The sequence below is a fragment of the Fundidesulfovibrio agrisoli genome (genome assembly GCF_022808715.1).
GTDB lineage: Bacteria > Desulfobacterota > Desulfovibrionia > Desulfovibrionales > Desulfovibrionaceae > Fundidesulfovibrio > Fundidesulfovibrio agrisoli.
This window is the reverse complement of sequence record NZ_JAKZKX010000007.1, coordinates 96,199-113,324: the sequence shown is the minus strand read 5'-3', so window position 1 is coordinate 113,324 and position 17,126 is coordinate 96,199. Positions and strand designations below refer to the sequence as shown.

Annotated in this window: 15 protein-coding genes; 13 read left to right on the top strand and 2 right to left on the bottom strand. The window is 70.5% G+C overall.

The genetic code is table 11. The annotated features are described in order from the left end of the window. From MLE27_RS07345 to MLE27_RS07290, 12 genes are all read left to right on the top strand, one after another. Nucleotides 1–2,091, top strand: coding sequence for a beta/alpha barrel domain-containing protein (locus MLE27_RS07345; protein WP_243311414.1), 2,091 nt, complete (start codon nucleotides 1–3; stop codon nucleotides 2,089–2,091). 8 nt (nucleotides 2,092–2,099) lie between these two features. Further along, nucleotides 2,100–3,323, top strand: coding sequence for an ATP-grasp domain-containing protein (locus MLE27_RS07340; protein WP_243311413.1), 1,224 nt, complete (start codon nucleotides 2,100–2,102; stop codon nucleotides 3,321–3,323). Further along, nucleotides 3,320–4,519: a radical SAM/SPASM domain-containing protein gene (locus MLE27_RS07335; RefSeq protein WP_243311412.1), complete on the top strand. Its 1,200-nt coding sequence runs from the start codon at nucleotides 3,320–3,322 to the stop codon at nucleotides 4,517–4,519. Before MLE27_RS07340 ends, MLE27_RS07335 begins: the two co-directional genes overlap by 4 nt. A 122-nt stretch (nucleotides 4,520–4,641) precedes the next feature. Then, nucleotides 4,642–5,343 (top strand): class I SAM-dependent methyltransferase, encoded by a 702-nt coding sequence (locus MLE27_RS07330; protein WP_243311411.1) that lies wholly within the window; start codon nucleotides 4,642–4,644, stop codon nucleotides 5,341–5,343. Next, on the top strand, nucleotides 5,340–6,029 hold the full coding sequence (locus MLE27_RS07325; RefSeq protein ID WP_243311410.1) for a polysaccharide deacetylase family protein: 690 nt from the start codon (nucleotides 5,340–5,342) through the stop codon (nucleotides 6,027–6,029). The genes MLE27_RS07330 and MLE27_RS07325 overlap by 4 nt, the downstream gene beginning before the upstream one ends. Before the next feature lie 3 nt (nucleotides 6,030–6,032). Next, the gene (locus MLE27_RS07320) at nucleotides 6,033–7,262 is read left to right on the top strand and encodes a glycosyltransferase family protein (protein ID WP_243311409.1); all 1,230 of its coding nucleotides are present in this window, start codon (nucleotides 6,033–6,035) and stop codon (nucleotides 7,260–7,262) included. After that, complete coding sequence (locus MLE27_RS07315) at nucleotides 7,244–8,359, top strand: DegT/DnrJ/EryC1/StrS family aminotransferase (protein WP_243311408.1); 1,116 nt, start codon at nucleotides 7,244–7,246, stop codon at nucleotides 8,357–8,359. Before MLE27_RS07320 ends, MLE27_RS07315 begins: the two co-directional genes overlap by 19 nt. A gap of 485 nt (nucleotides 8,360–8,844) precedes the next feature. Beyond that, entirely contained in the window at nucleotides 8,845–9,828 is a 984-nt protein-coding gene (locus MLE27_RS07310) for an NAD-dependent epimerase/dehydratase family protein (RefSeq protein ID WP_243311407.1), read from the top strand. Nucleotides 9,829–9,835: 7 nt separating this feature from the next. Then, on the top strand, nucleotides 9,836–11,668 hold the full coding sequence (gene asnB / locus MLE27_RS07305; protein ID WP_243311406.1) for an asparagine synthase (glutamine-hydrolyzing): 1,833 nt from the start codon (nucleotides 9,836–9,838) through the stop codon (nucleotides 11,666–11,668). Next, nucleotides 11,665–12,579, top strand: a complete 915-nt coding sequence (locus MLE27_RS07300; RefSeq protein ID WP_243311405.1) for a glycosyltransferase family 4 protein — start codon at nucleotides 11,665–11,667, stop codon at nucleotides 12,577–12,579. Before asnB ends, MLE27_RS07300 begins: the two co-directional genes overlap by 4 nt. Before the next feature lie 102 nt (nucleotides 12,580–12,681). Continuing rightward, nucleotides 12,682–14,079 carry a B12-binding domain-containing radical SAM protein gene (locus MLE27_RS07295; RefSeq protein WP_243311404.1) on the top strand — a complete coding sequence of 466 codons (1,398 nt, stop codon included), beginning with the start codon at nucleotides 12,682–12,684 and terminating at the stop codon, nucleotides 14,077–14,079. A 9-nt stretch (nucleotides 14,080–14,088) separates the two neighbouring features. Continuing rightward, a complete protein-coding gene (locus tag MLE27_RS07290) occupies nucleotides 14,089–15,333 on the top strand; it encodes a glycosyltransferase (protein WP_243311403.1) in 1,245 nt (414 codons plus the stop codon). Between the two features lie 2 nt (nucleotides 15,334–15,335). On the opposite strand, the gene MLE27_RS07285 is transcribed toward MLE27_RS07290, so the two are convergent. Next, on the bottom strand, nucleotides 15,336–15,527 hold the full coding sequence (locus MLE27_RS07285) for a hypothetical protein (protein WP_243311402.1): 192 nt from the start codon (nucleotides 15,525–15,527) through the stop codon (nucleotides 15,336–15,338). Nucleotides 15,528–15,757: 230 nt separating this feature from the next. Then, entirely contained in the window at nucleotides 15,758–16,045 is a 288-nt protein-coding gene (locus tag MLE27_RS07280) for an RNA recognition motif domain-containing protein (RefSeq protein WP_243311401.1), read from the bottom strand. Nucleotides 16,046–16,456: 411 nt separating this feature from the next. Between MLE27_RS07280 and tssJ the strand changes: the two genes are divergently transcribed. Further along, a complete protein-coding gene (tssJ, locus tag MLE27_RS07275) occupies nucleotides 16,457–17,038 on the top strand; it encodes a type VI secretion system lipoprotein TssJ (RefSeq protein ID WP_243311400.1) in 582 nt (193 codons plus the stop codon). Nucleotides 17,039–17,126 lie beyond the last annotated feature (88 nt).

Below are 17,126 nucleotides of genomic sequence, written 5' to 3'. Positions count from 1 at the left end.
GTGAGCGCCGCCGCCCGCCGCGCTCCAGCCCTGCTAGAGTGCACCCTGCGCGACGGCAGCTACGCCGTGGACTTCCAGTTCTCCCCGCAGGACACGGCCCTGGTGGCCCGCGTGCTGGAGGAGGCCGGGGTGGGCATGGTGGAGATCGGCCACGGCCTGGGCCTGGGGGCCTCCCTGGCGGGCAAGGGCCGGGCCGCCGCCTCGGACGCGGCCTACATGGAGGCCGCCGCAGGGGCGCTGGAGCGGGCGCGCTGGGGCATGTTCTGCATCCCGGGCGTCGCGCGGCTCACGGACCTGGAGCTGGCCGCCTCGCTCGGCATGGGCTTCGTGCGCGTGGGCGTGAACCCATCCAAATCGGCCGGGGCCGCGCCGTTTCTGGCCCGTGCGGCGGAGCTTAAGCTCACGGCCTTCGCCAACGTGATGAAATCCTACGTGCTCGCGCCCGAAGAGCTGGCGGCCAAGGCCCGCGAGCTGGCCGGGTACGGCGCGTCGGCCATCTACGTGGTGGATTCCGCCGGGTGCATGCTGCCGGAAGTCGTGACTGAGGCTGTTCGCGCCGTGGCCGGTGAGACCGGCCTGCCTGTCGGCTTTCACGGCCACGACAACCTGCGCCTGGCCGTGGCCAACAGCCTGGCCGCCTGGCGGGCCGGGGCCGTCTGGCTGGACGCCACCCTGCACGGTGTGGGTCGGGGCGGGGGCAACGCCGCCACCGAGGTGCTTGCCGCCGTGCTGGAGAGCGCCGGAGCGCCCACCGGGCTCGACCGCGACGCTCTGCTGGATGCCGGGCGCGCCCTGTTCGGCCCCCTGGCCGAGGGTGCGCCGGGGTTGCGCGGCCTCACCCTGGAGGCCGGGCGTTGCGGGCTGCATTCGTCCTTCCTGCCGCTGGCGGAACAGGCCGCGCGCGAGTGCGGGGTGGACGTCCGCGAGGTGGTCCGCCGCGCCAGCCGGGAGGAGCGCGAGGAGCCCGGGCCGGAGCTTTTCCGACGCCACGCCAGGGAGCTGGCGGACGCGGGGGGCAACGGCCCAAACGGCGGCCCGCGCCTGCCAGAAACGCTGTTCGGGCTCCCCGAGGATGCCTCGGAAACCCTGGAAACCCTGGGCGCGCGGGTGCGCTCCCGGGCGCGGCTCACCGGGCGCAAGGCCGTGATGAACGTCTACCGCCTGCCCGAGGGCGCATCGGGCGTGGCCCCTTCCCCCTTCGTGCAGGAGGGCTCGGGCTACGTCATCGGCAGCCTGCGCTGCGGCGAGGAGGCTTTGCCGGAGGTCGCCGCCGCGCTGGACGGCGTGGTGGACGTGTTCTTCGTGGACGCCGGGCGCGGGGCCGGGCAGGCCCGCTCCCTGCACGAGGTCCTGTCACGGCTGGTGCGTTATACGCCCGTATCGGCCTACTGCGACGCGGACGTCTGGGCCAGGGCCGTGGCCGCCCAGGTGGCCTGGCATCGCGGCGGCGCAAGCAGTGCGCGGATCGCCCTGCTGGACGCCTCGCCCCTGGCCCTCGGCACCGCCCTGGCCCTGGCCGCCCAGGGGGCTCAGGTCGTCGCGGATGGCGAGGCGGCCCGCGAGGCCTCGGCCGCGCTCACCCGTTTGTGCCCCGCCGCGCCGGAGGTGCTGTCCGTGGCGGACCGCCTCGAAGCCGCCGCGCGGGCGGACGTGCTGCTGGCCTTCGAGCCGGGGCGCATCGACGCCGCAGTGGTGATGGCGGTCCCGGAGGGCGCGCTGGTCATGGACGGCGGCATCGGCGCGGCCACCCCCGAGGCCTTGGATGCAGCCGGAAAACGCGGCCTGACCGTGCTGCGCCCCGACATGCGGGCCATGCTCGCGGCGGAACTGCGCGCCGCCCTGGACGCCGGGCGCTGGCTGGCGGGCTGCGGGCGCGGCGAGCTGGCCGGGCAGCCAGTGGCCGCAGGGGGCATGGTGGGCGATCGCGGCGACATCATTCTGGACAGCCTCACGCATCCCACCCAGGTCGTCGGCGTGGCCGACGGGCAGGGCAAGATTCTGGATGCGCACGGTGAGTTCGCCGCGCGGCTGGCCCTGGTCCGGGCCGAGGTGCTGCGCCGCCGACTGCGCGGGGGAGGCGCAAATCAGTGAGTGGAGCAATGAACGGGCGCAGGCGCGTGCTCATCCTGGGCGGGGGGCGCTACTACCTGGGGGCCATCGAGACGGCCCGCCGCCTGGGCTATTTCACCGCCGTGGCCGACCGCGACCCCAAGGCCCCGGGCCTGGCCGCCGCCCACGCGGGCCGCGCCGTGGACATCGTGGACGTGCCCGGCCTGATAGCGCTGGCCCGGGAGCTGCGCATCGACGCCGTGGTGCCCCTGAACGATTTCGGGGTGCGTCCGGCCGCCGCGGTGAGCGCCGCCATGGGCCTGCCCGGCGTGGGCGAGGGCGTTGCCGCCCTGGGCACGGACAAGGCCGCCATGCGCCAGCGCTGGCGGGAGCGCGGCCTGCCCCAGCCGCGTTTCGCCGTGGTCGAGAGCGCGGAGCAGGCCCTGGCCGCCGCGCGGGAGCTGGCCGCGTGGCCCCTGGTCTGCAAGCCCGCCGACAGCCGGGGCGGGGGCAGCCGGGGCGTGAGCATGGTCCGCACTGTCGAGGATCTGCCCGCAGCCGTGGCCTTCGCCCAGTCCTTCTATGCGGACCGCCGCGTCATGCTGGAGGAGTGCGTCCAGGGGCTGGAGCATTCGCTGGAGACGTTCACCTGGGGCGGGCGCACCACGGTGCTGGCCGTGTCGGACAAGCGCAAGACCCCGCCGCCCTACCGGGTGGACACGGACGTGATCTACCCGAGCGTGCTGGGAGGCGACGCCCTGCGCGCCGTGGAGGGCGCGGCCTGCGACGCGGTGCGCGCCCTGGGCCTGCCCTTCGGCCCGGCGCACGTGGAGCTGTGCTCGCTCCCGGGCGGCGGGACGGCCCTGTTCGAAGTGGGTCTCCGTCCCGGCGGGGGCCACACTCCCGACCCCATCGTGCCCTGGGTCGCGGGGGTGGACGTGGTGGCCGCCACCCTGCGGGCCTACCTGGGGGAGGAACCTGGGCCGCCTGAGCCAACGGCGCGCCGGGGCTGCGTCTATCATTTCCTGACCCCGAAGCCGGGGCAGGTGGCGCGCGTGGAAGGGCTGGAGGATGTTCGCTCCTGGCCCGGAATCCTGGACGCGGGCCTGCTGGTGTCGCCGGGGGACGAAATCCGGCCCGTGCGCACCGGGGCGGACCGGGCCGGGTTCGTGGTGGCCGCCGCAGAGAGCCGGGAGCAGGCGCTCGCGCTGGCGCAGCGGGCGGACGCCGCCATCCGGGTCATTGCGGAAGAAATTCGAGGAGATCAGGCGTGAAGAAGGACGATTTCGTCTACAAGGAGCTGAAAACACAGCTCAACCGGCTCAAGTTCATCGAGGCCGCCGTCAGCGGAACCGCGCCCGAAGGGTTCCTCCCGCGCCGGGTGTTCATCGAGCCCACCAACTCCTGCAACTGCCGCTGCGTGCACTGCCCCACCCACACCCAGATGGAGCGCCCTCGGGGCCAGATGGACTTCGGGCTCTACACCCGCATCATCGACGAGCTGGCCCCGCTCTGGGCCGAGATCACGGTGAACCTCTACAAGCACGGCGAGCCCACCCTGCACCCGCGCATCTTCGACATGGTGGACTACGCCCGCGAGCGCAACCTCTTCGTGCAAATGAACACCAACCTGGCGGCCATCCGCCCGGAGCACATCCCGGCGCTGAAGCGCGTGGACTACCTTGGCGTCTCCATCGACGCGGCCAGCCCGGAGACCTACCGCGCGGTCAAGGGGCGCGGCCACTTCGAGCAGGTGCTCACGAACTTCCTGGATTTCCTGGAGGCCTGGGGCGAGGAGGCCACCTCCGCCTCCTACGCCTGCGACGCCGTGTTCCTGCGCCAGCAGGCCAACGACCACGAGGCCGCCCTGTTCGAGGAGATGTTCTCCCGCCTGCCCATCGGCCACGTGAGCGTCTTCGCCCTGCACAACTTCACCGGCCCCATCGGGGAGGGCGCGTCCGGCCTGGAGGGCAAGGCCGCGCTGCCCCGCGAACAGTGGCCCGTGTGCAACATCCCCTGGGACATCATGGGCATCGACTGGGACGGCACGGCCATGCCCTGCACCATCGACTGCAACACAGGCTACGCCCTGGGCAACGTGGCCGACGAGGGCGTGCTGGCGCTGTGGGAAGGCCCGCGCATGGCCGCCTTCCGCGACGCCCTGCGCAGGCGGGACTACGAGTCGCTTGAGGGCGGGCGCGCCCTGTGCGCGGGGTGCTCCATCCTCTGGGAGCCCGCCTACGCCCTGCCCACGGACTTCCACGCCGAGGTGGGCCGCATGGAGAAATACCTCACCGCCGCAGTGCGCCGAGTGGCCGAACAGAAGGAGCGCCACGAGGAGCTGATGGCCAAGTGGGAGTACCTCAAGGCCAACCGCGCGGCCTGGGCCCGCGAGCTGCGGGAGCGCGCCGAGGCGCTTCGTCCAGGAGGTTTGGGCCCCGGGGTATCGGGCGGGGAGGCCGGGGCGTGAGCGCGGGGCGGGGCCGAAGCGGAGAGCAAAACGGCGGAGCGGATCATAAGCTCCCTGATTCCCGGGCCGACGGAAGGCCGCACGCGGGGGAGCAAACCCTGGCCGACAAGCTGGCCGACAACTTGGCCCGGCACGAGGCCTATTACCAGGGGGTGCGCTCGCGGGAGGACGCCGGGCGCATCAACGCCCCGGGCAACCAATACCTGGTGCACCTGCTTCGCGGCGGGCACCTGGGGGCCGATTTCGCCGAGGGCCGTGGCCGGGCCGCGCTGGACGTGGGCTGCGGCTCCGGGTGGGACCTGGCGGGCCTGGGCATGATGGGCTGGCGGCCCCACGGGGTGGAGCTCACCGAGGCCATCGCCCGCCGCGCCGAGGCCAACGCCCGCGCCTACGGGCAGGAGGCCCTTGTGCGCGTGGGCACGGCGCAGCGGATTCCCTACCCGGACGGCATGTTTGCGCTGGCGCTCGCGGGCGGCGTGCTGCACTATGCCGCCCACATGGACCAGGCGCGCCTTGCGCTCGCCGAGATGGCCCGCGTGCTCGCTCCCGGGGGGAGGGTGGTGCTCACCACCAACCACCCGGAGAACTGGATCATGCGGGGGTGCGAGCGCCTGGGCGACGGGGTGGTGCGGGTGAACCGCCCCGGGGACCATCGCCACGGCCAGCTCCACGTGCTCTTCGAGCGCGCGGAGGACTTGGCCCGTGCGCTCTCGGAACATTTCACGGGGGTGCAGGTGGGGGAGAACCGTCTGGAATTTTTCGATAAAACGGTTCGGAACTGGGTGGCCACGGGCGTGGTGGCCGAAGGGGAGGGGGAATCGTGATCGTCTGCCTGTGCTACGAAGCGGACTGGGTGCTGCCCGAAATCGCGGATCATTGCCTGCACATCCTGGAAGAGGCCGGGGTGCCGCACACCTACTTCTCCACCGAGGACCAGCGCGTGCGCTGCTCCGCCATCCGGGACGTGGCCCTGCTGCCGGACATGAGCGTTGCCGATCCCACGGCGCACGTCATCTCCATGGCCCGGCTCTACCACTGCGCCCGGGGCATGCGCCCCTACAGGCTGGACTGGGGCCCGGGCCTGCCCGAGGGCCTGCTGGCCAGCCTGGAGATCAACTGGACAAGCGCCCGCCACGGGGAGGACTGCATGCCGGCCCCCCTGGTGCAGGGCCGCCCGGACGCCTCCATCACCTGGGACGACGCGCAGTGGCTCGAAGGCCGGTCGCTACCCAACCTGGAGCGCATGGCCAGCCGCGAGCCGGGCATCTTCATGCTCAACTTCCGGCCCATCCACATCTACCTGAACACTGCCTCGCAGGAGCACTTCGAGCGCGCCAAACCCCACCTGCGCAACCTCGAAGCCCTGAGCGCCCTGCGCAACACCAGAGAGATGGGCGTGCACGACATCCTCGATTCCGTCCTGGCCCGCGTGGGCCAGCCCGGCGTGCGCTTCCTGACCGTGGGCCGCGCCCTGGAGCGTTTCAGGCCCGAGCCGGACGAGGACGACTAGGCCATGCGCGGCGGTGCGGGAGCCGGGGCCGGTTCCGTTGCTGAGGCGCGGGTGGCCTGCATCGGCAACATGAACAACAACTACTTCTGCCTGGTGCGCTACCTGCGGGACATGAACATCCGGGCGGACCTGCTGCGCCTCAATTGCGAGCAGGAGCATTTCCACCCCAGCTTCGACAGCTATTCGGACGGCTACACGGCCTGCACCGTGGACCTCCCCTGGGGCGACCCGGCCAGCTTCGCCGCGCTGGCCCCCGAGGCCATCGCCCGCGACCTGGCACCATACACCCACATCGTGGCCTGCAACTACGCCCCGGCCTTCGTGCACAAGGCGGGCCGCAGGCTGGACGCCTTCTGCCCCCACGGCTCCGATTACACCGAGGTTCCCTACTACAAGGACGAATCAGGCCAGGGCTTGCATCCGCTCTCCCTGGCCCAGCGCGCCGCCATCCGCGATGCCGCGCACGTCTTCGCCCCGGCCCACAACCCCGGGCGCGAGCGCTACTGGGCGGAGCTGGCCCCGCAGGGCGTGCGCCACCAGCACTCCGTGCCCATTCTCTACATGCCGGAGTACGACCCGGAGACGCTCCCCGCCCGCGCCGGGCTGGCCCCGTTTTACGGGCGCGTGCTGGAACTGCGCCAAAGCTGCGGCCTGCTCGTCTATCATCACTCCCGCCACGTATGGGCCAGCGCCCAGTACCCCGACGACCTCAAGGGCAACGACGTGCTGCTGAGGGGCCTGGCCCTGTTCGCCAAGGCCCGGCCCGAAGTGCGCGTGGGCCTGGTCTGCCACGAGTACGGCGTGGACGTGGAGGCCAGCAAGCGGCTGATCGCGGAGCTGGGCATCGCCGACCTGGTGCACTGGATGCCCCTGGCCGGGCGCAAGCAGGTGATGCCCTGCGCGGCCCTGGCCGACGTGGTGGCCTCGGGTTTCGCCTACAGTTGGAAGGGCGGGGGCGTGGTCAGCGAGGCCCTCTGCCTGGGCAAGCCCCTGCTGGGCCGCCGCGACGACCACCTGGACCCCGAGGGCGCTGCCGCGCTCTATCCCATGCTCAACGCCGCCACGCCTGAGCAAGTAGCCGCCCGTCTGGCCCAGGCCGCCGACGACCCCGCCGGTGTGGCCGGAATCGGCAGGCGGGGCAGGCAGTGGATGAGCCAGAGCCTCATCGCCCCGGCCCTGGAGCGTTTCCGGGCCATCTTCACCGGAGTGCCCGCATGTACCGCATCCCGCTGACGCGCCCCTGGCTGCCCGCCGAAACCCTGGACGAGGTGGGCCGGGTGCTTGCAAGCGGCTTCCTCACCGAAGGGGCCGCCACCGCCGAACTGGAAGCCATAGCCCGCGGGGTCACTGGTGCGGCGCACGTTCTGGCCGTGACCTCCTGCACCACCGGGCTGGAGCTGGCCCTGCGCGCCCTGGGCGTCGGCACCGGGCACGAGGTGGTGGTCCCGGCCTATACCTATCCGGCCACGGCCACGGCCGTCTCCATGGTCGGCGCGCTGCCCGTGGTCGTGGATGTGGACCCCTGGAGCATGAACGTCGATTTCGAGCGCCTGGAGCGGGCCGTCACCCCGGCCACGCGCGCGCTCATGCCCGTCTCGCTCTTCGGCAACCCCCTGGACTGGGACCGGCTCGCCCCCCTGCGGGCGCGGCTGGGCATCCCCATAATCGAGGACGCCGCCTGCTCCCTGGGAGCGAGCTGGCGCGGCCAACCCGTGGGCTCCCAAGCGGACGTCACGGTGTTCAGCCTGCACCCGCGCAAGGTGGCCACCACCGGCGAGGGCGGGCTGGTCACCACGAACGACGAGGCCCTGGCCGAGCGCATGTGGTCGCTCAAGCACTTCGGGCTGGAGCGCCAGGGTCCGGACGGCGGCCGCCCGCGCTTCGTGCGCATGGGCACCAACCTGAAGCTCTCCAACATCCAGGCCGCCGTGGGCCTGCCCCAACTGCGCAGCCTGGAGGAGATCGTGGCCCGGCGGCGGGAGCTGGCCGCGCGTTATCTTGAACTGCTGGAGGGCCTGGAGGGCGTGGACGCGCACGCCGTCACACCGGGCGGGAAGAGCTGCCGCCAGACCTTCTGCGTGTTCGTGCCCCGGCGCGACGAGGTCATGGCCAGGATGCGCGCACGCGGCGTCGAGGCCCAGATCGGCACCTATCTGTTGCCCGCCGAGCCCGCCTTCCAGGATCCGGCCCTGTGCAGGTTGGAAGGCCCGTTCCCCGGCGCGCAACGGGCCTGGGACGAGTGCCTGGCCCTGCCGCTGTACCACGAAATGACTGACGGGGAGCAGGTGGAGGTGGTGGCGGCGCTGCGCGAGGCGCTTGGGGAGATTTGAAGAGGGGGGATGCCTCCGGCGGCCAAAGGGAGTTCCTCCCTTTGGAATCCCGTTTTGCTTCGCGTTGTTGGCGATCACCCTCACGGGTCAGGGGGAATCACCCATTCGGCCCAGATGCCAGGCAAGATTGCATTTCGGCTCGCAGCAGGCAACGTGGTGGCTCCATCCGCAAAGGCTTTGTTGATTGGCCGCAATGAGTTGGGATCGTTCCCGCCAAACCAGGGACTTTCCCACTCGGTTGCGATGAGAGGATTGGCTCCCCGCACAAGAGGACTGTATTGCCTTGCCGCGATGAACCGTGTTGGCTCCCGCTGTGGCCTCGCCGTCCGGGAGCCTAGGATATTCTTCAAATATATCCGACGGCTCACGGCCGGGGAGGCCACAGCGGGAGCCGGAATAGGACAAAGCCACCGTCTCCTCCTACCGGGAGTCGGTACAAGATACGCTGATTACGCCGCGCCCCGCGCGGCGACGGAGTGAATACAATGGACATCAAAGGCAAGCGCCTCCTGGTCATCGGCGGGGCTGGCTTCATCGGCTCCCACCTGGTGGACCAGCTCACCGCCGAGGACGTGGCCGAAATCCGCGTCTTCGACAACTTCACGCGCGGCACCCGCGCCAACCTGGAGAACGCCCTCCGCGACCCCCGGGTGAAAATCTTCGAACTCGGCGGCGAGCTCATGCACCGCGACATCCTGGACGCGGCCATGAAAGGCGTGGACGGCGTGTTCCACCTGGCCGCGCTCTGGCTGCTCCACTGCCAGGACTACCCCCGCTCCGCCTTCGAGGTGAACGTGGCGGGAACCTTCAACGTGCTGGAGGCCATGCTGGCCAACGGCGTGCGCAGACTGGTCTACTCCTCGTCCGCTTCGGTCTACGGCGACGCCGTCAGCGAACCCATGGCCGAGGACCACCCCTACGCAAACAAGACCTTCTACGGGGCCACCAAGATCGCGGGCGAGCACTTCTGCCGCGCCCTGCACCACCGCTACAAGGGCACGCCCCAGCACTTCGACTACGTGGGCCTGCGCTACATGAACGTCTACGGCCCCCGGCAGGACTACAAAGGGGCCTACATCGCGGTCATCATGCGCATGCTCGACCGCATCGACCAGGGCCTGCCCCCGGTGCTCTTCGGCGACGGCAGCCAGTCCTACGATTTCGTCTCCGTGGCGGACTGCGCCCGCGCCAACCTGCTGGCCATGAAGGCCGACGCCAGCGACGCCTTCTACAACGTGGGCACGGGCAGGAAGACTTCGCTTAGGGAACTGGCCGAGATCGTGCTGGAGATCACCGGGGCCAAGACCGGCATCGAATATCAGGAGGGCGGCCAGACTTTCGTGAAGAACCGCGTGGGCTGCCCCGAGAAGGCCCGGCGCGATCTGGGATTCACGGCCACGGACGACCTGCGCCAGGGCCTGGCCCGGCTCATCGCATGGCGCGAGGCCGCCAAGGCGGGAAGGGCCTAGCCGGGCCATGTGCGGCGTCGCCGGAGTGCTGCGTTCCACGGGAACGCCCCCCACGCGCGGGGAAATCGCCGCCATGACCGGCGCGCTGGCCCATCGCGGCCCCGACGGCGAGGGGCTGCGCCTGTTCGGCTCCCCCGCATGGCTGGCACTTGGCCAGAGAAGGCTGGCCGTGATCGACCGCGAGGGCGGAGCCCAGCCCATGCCCAGCGCGGATCGCTCGGCCTGGGTGGTCTGCAACGGGGAAATCTACAATCATCGGGAGCTGTTCGCGGAGCTTGCGGGTATGGGCCTTGAGGCCCGCACCCGCAGCGACACCGAGGCCGTGCTCCTGGCCTGGCAGGCCTGGGGCCGTGGCTGCCTGCCCAGGTTGCGCGGCATGTTCGCCTTCGCCCTGGTGGACTTCCGGCGCGGCGAGCTGCTGCTGGCCCGCGACGGCCTGGGGATCAAGCCGCTGTATTACAGGCCGTTGGCGGGCGGCGTCGCCTTCGCCTCCGAACTGGACGCCCTGGGCACTCTGCAAGAACCCGCGCCGCGCGCCAGCCTGCGTGCCGTGGAGCATTATCTGCGCTACCAGTACATCCCCGCGCCCATGACCATCTTCGAGGGCGTCCACAGCCTGGAGCCGGGCTGCTCCCTCTCGGCCACGTTCGCGGGCTGCGGCCCGGACGGGGCAGGGGGGATACGCGATTTCCGGCTGGAGGAGCCCCACCGCTGGCACGACCCCGGTTTCGAGCCCGACCCGGCCCTGGAGGATGACGCCGCCGCGCTCAAGGCCGTGTCCGAGGCGGTGTGCGGGGCCGTGTCCGCGCAGATGGTCTCCGACGTGCCGCTGGGGCTGCTGCTCTCCGGCGGGGTGGACTCCACCCTGGTGGCCTGGGCCGCCCGCCGGAGCGTCGAAGGGCCGCTCCCGGCCTTCGCCGTGGGCTTCGAGCAGGCCAGCGCCAGCGAGCTGGAGTACGCCCGCCAGGCCGCGAAAATCCTCGGGCCGGAGCTGCACGAGACCATCGTTGCCGAGGACATGCTGGCCCTGCTGCCGGGGCTGGCCGCCTCGCAGGGCCAACCCTTCGGGGACAGCTCCATCCTGCCGACGTGGCTGCTCTGCCGGTCCGCGCGGCAGGGCGTCACCGTGGCGCTCTCGGGCGACGGCGGGGACGAGGCCTTCGGCGGCTACCACACCTACGCCAACTGGCTGGCCTCGGGTGAGCGGCCCGGCTGCGGCCCCACGCCGTGGGAGAAGCACGTCCTGACCACGCCGCGCCCCTTCCGCGAGCCCCTCTGGCGGCCCGAGTTCCGGGGCTTCCTGGACGAGCCTTGTCATGCCTACGCCGAGGCCGCCCGGCGCAGCTGCGGCTTTGACGCCCTGGCCCACGCCCAATGCATGGACATGCGCACCTACCTGCCCGGCGACATCCTGACCAAGGTGGACATGGCCTCCATGGCCCACGCCCTGGAGGTGCGCCCGCCACTTCTGGACCCCCAGGTATTGGACGTGGCCCGCCGCCTGCCGCTGGCGCAACGGTTCCGCGAGGGCCTGGGCGGCAAGGCCGTGCTCAAGCGGCTGCTTCTGGCCGAGGGTTTTTCGCCGGAGTTCGTGCTGCGGCCCAAGCAGGGCTTCGCCATCCCGCGCGAACACTGGTTCCTGCCCGGGCGCGAGGCCTCCGCCATGTTGCGCGGCCTGCTGGGCGAGCCGTCCTCCCGGCTGGAGGAACTCTTCTCCCGCCGGTGCATCGAGGACTACCTGGCGCGCCACACTCCGGAATACGACCTTTCCGGCATCCTCTGGCTGCTCACGGTTTTCGGCCTTTGGAACGTGGTCCACCCGGGCCTGGAGTACGCATGAGCGACCCGAACTCGCGACCGCGCATACTGTGTATCGCGGACCAGCGCGGCTGGATCTTCGATCGCCACGTTTCCGCCCTGCGCCGTTTTCTGGGCGAACGCTTCGAGTTCGTGCCCCATTACTACTGGGACCAGCAGCCCTACGACGAGGCCGAATACGACCTCGTCTACGCCCTGGAGTGGAACCTGGCCCGCCCGGAGCTGGTGCGCAGGCGGGAGCGCAACGTCGCGGGCATTCGCTCCCACGTGGCCTGGGAGGCCATGGGCGCGGCCGGGCTCGCGCCGATCCTGGAGGAGCGCTTCGGGGCGGTGCACGCCGTGTCGCGCAGGCTGGCGGATATTTTCGCCCTGCACCTGCCGGGCGTGGCCTACGTGACCCACGGGGTTGACCTGGAGCTGTTCGCGCCCGCTAGCGCCCCGGGGGCGCACGGCGGACCGCTGCGCCTTGGCTGGGCGGGCAACCGCCAGAGCCCCGGCGACAAGGGCTGCGGGATCTTGGACGGGCTGGGGGGGCTCGCGGGCGTGGCCCTGGCCACCTGCGGCCTGGGGGAGCGGATGCTGTCGCTTGAGGAGATGCCCGGCTTCTACGCGGGGATCGACGTGTACTGCTGCGCCTCGCTCACGGAGGGCAGCAACAACTCCCTGCTGGAGGCGGCGGCCTCGGGCCGGGGCATCGTCACCACGGACAACGGCACCGTGCCGGAGTACCTGCGCCACGGGGAGAGCGCCTTCATCGTGGAGCGCCGGGCGGACGCCTTCGAGGAGGTCGTGCGGGAGCTGGCGCGGGACCGCGCCCGGCTGGCGGCCATGGGCGCGGCAGCGCGGGAGGCTGTGCGGGCCTTCGACTGGCGCGTGAAGGCGCTTGATTATGCCGAGTTTTTCAGGCGGGCGCTTGAGGGCATGAGCGGTTAAAATTTGTTGGTGGCCGGACAAACGCGAAGCTAAATGGGCGTCCAGAGGGCCGAAGGCTCTCTGGCCGCCGGAGGCTCCTCTCCTCCTCATTATGGATGTTACATGATGGAAAAACGCCTGCTGCTCGTTGAGCCGCCGTTCTACCGCCTCTACGAGGCGGGGATGGTGCTGTGCAACATGCCCCTGGGGCTGGGTTACCTGGCGGGCGTCGTCGCCTCGCGCGGTCAGTGGACGGTGCGCGTGCTCAACGCGGACTTCGACCCCACGGTGACCCCCGGCCCCACCAGCCACGCCGTGCTGGCGGGCGAGGGCTACCGGCGCTACCGGGCCAACCTGGCCGACCCCGAGGCCCCCATCTGGCGCGAGACCCTGGCGGCCATCGCCCGCGAGAATCCCGCGGTGCTTGGCATCTCGGTCAAGTCGCAGAACTGCGCCTCGGCCCGGCTGCTGGCGCGCCTTGCCAAGCACCAGAACCCTGAGCTGTTCATCGTCGTGGGCGGGCCGCACCCCTCCATGACCGGGGCGGACATCCTCTCCGAACCCGCCATCGACGCGGCAGTGATCGGGGAGGGCGAAGAAACGCTCACCGGCCTGCTGGAGGCCCTGGCCGAGGGCCGCCCGCTCTCGCGGGTGCCGGGCCTTATCTTCCGCCAGGGCGGCACCATCGCTTCATCGGGCCGCCGCGCCCCCATCGCGGATCTGGACGCGCTGCCCTTCCCGCACGCGGCCGCGCCGCAGGTGCTGGTGGACCACGCCCGCTACCCGCGCGAGGCCTTCGGCTTCGTGTTCGCCACGCGCGGCTGCCCCTTCGATTGCCAGTACTGCGGCTCGCGCTACATCTGGAGCCGCAGGCCGCGCCTGCGCTCCCCGGGCAACGTGGCCGCAGAGCTTGCGGCCCTGGCCGCGCTGGGCCTCAAGCACGTGCACTTCGAGGACGACACCTTCGGGGTGGGCAAGCCCCACCTGCTGGCCCTGTGCAAAGCCATCGCGGGCTCGGGCCTCACCTGGAGCTGCGAGCTGTCGGTCCGCCTGGTGGACGACGAGGTCATGGCGGCCATGCGCGCCGCCGGATGCGCGGCGGTGCTGCTGGGCATCGAATCCGGCAACGACGGCATCCTGCGCCACATCCGCAAGGGCATCACCGTGGAGCAGTCCCGCCGCGCGGCGGCCACGGTGAAGCGCCACGGGGTCCGCCTGCTGACCTTCTTCATGGCCGGTTTCGCCCTGGAGACGGAAGAGACTCTGCGCGACACGTTCGAGCTGATGCAGAGCATCGGCAGCGACCAGATCATCTACTCGGTGTTCACGCCCTATCCCGGCACCGAGGCCTTCGAGGAGTGCAGGCGGCTCGGGCTGGTGGACGAAGGGTTCGACGTGTCGCTCTACAACCACCAGAGCCCGAGCAACTGCTTCTGCAAGAACATCCCCCGGGAGCGCTTCCGGGAGCTTGCCGGGGAGATGGAGGCCTTCGTGGACGCCTACAACCGGGAACACGCATAGGGGCAGGGCATGAAGATACTCATGGTGGCCCACGGCATGCCCCCGCATGAGATCGGCGGCACCCAGCTGCACACCCTGGACGTGGCCCTGGAGCTCACGCGGCGCGGGCACGAGGTGCTGGCCCTGTGCCCCCGGCGCTCGAGGGGCGGCGGCCTCGTGTTCGAGGAGGCGCAGGGGCTCAGGGTGGCGCGCCTGGAGCTGGACCCGCCCCCGCCGGACCGGGACGCGGCGGCCTTCGCCCTGGCCCACGACAACCCCGAGTCCGGGCGGCGCTTCGCCGAGTTCCTGCGCGCCGAGCGGCCGGATATCGTGCATTTCCACCACTTCTTCGACCTTTCGGCCTCCCTGGCGGACGCGGCGCGGCGGGAGGGAATCCCCGCGCTGCTGACCCTGCACGACCTCTGGCTGGTCTGCGAGCAGCCGCACTTCCTGCACGCGGACATGACGCCCTGCGCCCACCAGGCCCCGCAGCCGCGCGACTGCGCCCGCTGCTTCGCCGAGCGCAGGCCGGGCGGCGCGCTCTCCCGCGATATGGAAGCCTTGGAATCATGCTTCGCGGCCCGCCGCGAACACCTTCGGCGGGTCGTGGCGGGCCTTGATTGCGTGGTGAGCCTGGCCGGCTTCCAGGAGGAGCGTTTGCGCCGCCAGGGGCTCGCGCCGCGCATGTTCCGGCGCATACCGCTAGGGCAACGCCCGCTGGGACCGGTCGCGCGGCCAAGGCGCGCGGGCGGCCCGCTCCGGCTGGCCTACATGGGCATCGTGGCCCCGGCCAAAGGGCTGGACGTGGTCTTCGAGGCCCTGGACATCCTGGGCTGGGAGGGCGTGACCCTGGACGTTCACGGCATCCCCTGCGTGCCGGACTACGTGGAGCGCCTGCAGCGGGCGCATCCGCCGGGCGGGGCGGCCTGGCACGGGGGCTACGGCCCGGCGGACCTGGAACGCATCCTCTCGGCGGCGGACGCGGTGGTCATGCCCTCGCGCAGCGAGAACACGCCCCTGGTGGTGTCGGAGTGCCTGGCCGCGCGGGTGCCCGTGGCGGCCTCGGACGTGGGCGGCGTGCCAGAGATGCTCGGTTTCGGGAGGTGGGGCCTGCTCTTCGCAAATGGCGACGCGCAAGGATTGGCGCGGGCCATCCGCAGGATGCGCGGCGAGCCGGGATTGCTGGAGTCCCTCGCGGCTTCAATCCCACGGGGCAAGAATGTTGCCGAAGAGGCGGCGGAGCTGGAGGCCCTCTACCGGGAATTGGCCGGCTAGGCTTAGTCGCCCAGCAGCTCCGCCAGCTCCTGGCCGCTGAGCAGGCAGCGCTTGGGGCTTGCCGGGGAGGCCAGCCTGGCGGGGTCGGGGGCGCGCTCCTCCACCGCGTAGGGCGCGATGGCCTTGCGCGCGGCCTCCTCAAGGTGCGGCGGCACGAGAAAACGCAGTTCCAGCGCCTTGGGCGGCGTGTGCATGGTGAAAACCTCCTCAGGGGCGGGACGGCCCCCTGCCAAGGAGGACGCGACCCGCCGGGCGCGGGTTACATGTGCGCCGCTTTGTGCCGTTCCCTTATCCCTCCGCAATGTAAGCATTTGTCGTGCCGAAGCTCTGCTGGCGGGGGCTCCCCGCCGGCGGAAACAAAAAAGGCCAGGAACACGTCCTGGCCTTTTCGAATCATTGCCGACAGGCGGCAAGGGCGCCGGTGCTACCAGCGGCCGCCGTAGCCGCCGCGTCCGCCGGTGGAGCGGGGCTTGTCCTGGGCCTCGTTGACCTTCAGGTTGCGGCCGCCGAAGTCCTTGCCGTCCATGCCCTGGATGGCGGCGCGGGCGCCTTCGTCGTCCATCTCGACGAAGCCGAAGCCGCGCAGGCGGCCGGTTTCGCGGTCGGTGATCAGGCTCACGCTGATGACTTCGCCGAAGGTGGCGAACTGGTTGCGGATTTCGTCTTCGGTGGTATTGAAGGAAAGATTGCCGACATAGAGTTTCTTGGACATGGGCTGTTGCTCCTGTTTGTAGCACGTCATTTCAAATCGCTTGGAGCTGTAACAAGAAAGCCCAAGAATCAAGAAAATGTATGCTGGTTGAGTTGCTGAGGCCTGGAATATAGCCAGTAAAAAATGAAAGGCAAGACCTAATTGTCTTTATGCTATTATTTTCATCTTGAGGAGCAGTGGCCGCTGCGTCCACACTCTGGCTGGTTATGAGGCGTAACATTGATGAATCATAGAGAAGTTTGCTCAAGCAGGCCTGTTTGCGGCCCCCCGTGCCTCCGGTCCGGCGTCCGGCGCGGCGGGGGGCAGGGCGAGCATCACCCGTCGATCCCACGGCCCGGCGCCCGGCGGGGCCGGGCCTTGACATTGTGCCGCCTGGCGATGTTGAGTCCCGCTGATCCAAGGGAGGAATGAATGCGCAAGCTGTTGACACTCATGGCGATGCTGGCCCTGGTGGCGTTCTCCGCTTTCAGCGCCGGATGCGGAACTGGGGGGCCAACCGCCGCCCCGCAGAAGGCCGAGCCCTCCTACAGCCCCGAAGCCGGCAACTGGAGCTACGCGCCCAAAGCCCTGGAGCTGACCCTCACGGCGGACCCTTTCCTCAATGAATACGGCGGAGCGGCCCACCCCCTGGACGTGTGCGTGTACCAGCTCGCCAGCCCGGCCGCCTTCAAGGATCTGGCCGCCAGCCCCACGGGGGTCTCCAGCCTGGTGGAATGCCGCGAGTTCGACTCCAGCGTGGTGGGCGCGCAGCGCGTGAAGGTGCAGCCGGGCTCCAGCGAGACGCTGCGCCTGGACCGCGCTGAGAATGCCCGCTTCGTGGCCGTGGCCTGCGCCTACTATGACCAGAACCAGGGCAGGACCACCCGGATCTATGAAATTCCGCTCAACGCCAACACCTCGGGCTGGTTCTGGTGGAAGGAGACCAATTACGAGGCGGGCAAGCTGACCAGGAAGATCCTGCTGGGCAAGACCGGCATCCTCGACGCGGACTGATCCCCCTTGAGCTTATAAAGCTTGGAGCGGGGGGGCCCGTGGCGTGGATGTCTGCTCACACGGCCACTGTTTAGGTTGCGCGCCTGGT

Excerpts from the sequence above, each read along its gene's own strand:
- MLE27_RS07340 (WP_243311413.1), top strand. The coding sequence starts at position 2,100 with ATGAACGGGCGCAGGCGCGTGCTCATCCTGGGCGGGGGGCGCTACTAC.
- MLE27_RS07320 (WP_243311409.1), top strand. The coding sequence starts at position 6,033 with ATGCGCGGCGGTGCGGGAGCCGGGGCCGGTTCCGTTGCTGAGGCGCGG.
- MLE27_RS07315 (WP_243311408.1), top strand. The coding sequence starts at position 7,244 with ATGTACCGCATCCCGCTGACGCGCCCCTGGCTGCCCGCCGAAACCCTG.
- MLE27_RS07310 (WP_243311407.1), top strand. The coding sequence starts at position 8,845 with ATGGACATCAAAGGCAAGCGCCTCCTGGTCATCGGCGGGGCTGGCTTC.
- asnB (WP_243311406.1), top strand. The coding sequence starts at position 9,836 with ATGTGCGGCGTCGCCGGAGTGCTGCGTTCCACGGGAACGCCCCCCACG.
- MLE27_RS07300 (WP_243311405.1), top strand. The coding sequence starts at position 11,665 with ATGAGCGACCCGAACTCGCGACCGCGCATACTGTGTATCGCGGACCAG.
- MLE27_RS07295 (WP_243311404.1), top strand. The coding sequence starts at position 12,682 with ATGATGGAAAAACGCCTGCTGCTCGTTGAGCCGCCGTTCTACCGCCTC.
- MLE27_RS07290 (WP_243311403.1), top strand. The coding sequence starts at position 14,089 with ATGAAGATACTCATGGTGGCCCACGGCATGCCCCCGCATGAGATCGGC.
- MLE27_RS07285 (WP_243311402.1), bottom strand. The coding sequence starts at position 15,527 with ATGCACACGCCGCCCAAGGCGCTGGAACTGCGTTTTCTCGTGCCGCCG.
- MLE27_RS07280 (WP_243311401.1), bottom strand. The coding sequence starts at position 16,045 with ATGTCCAAGAAACTCTATGTCGGCAATCTTTCCTTCAATACCACCGAA.
- tssJ (WP_243311400.1), top strand. The coding sequence starts at position 16,457 with ATGCGCAAGCTGTTGACACTCATGGCGATGCTGGCCCTGGTGGCGTTC.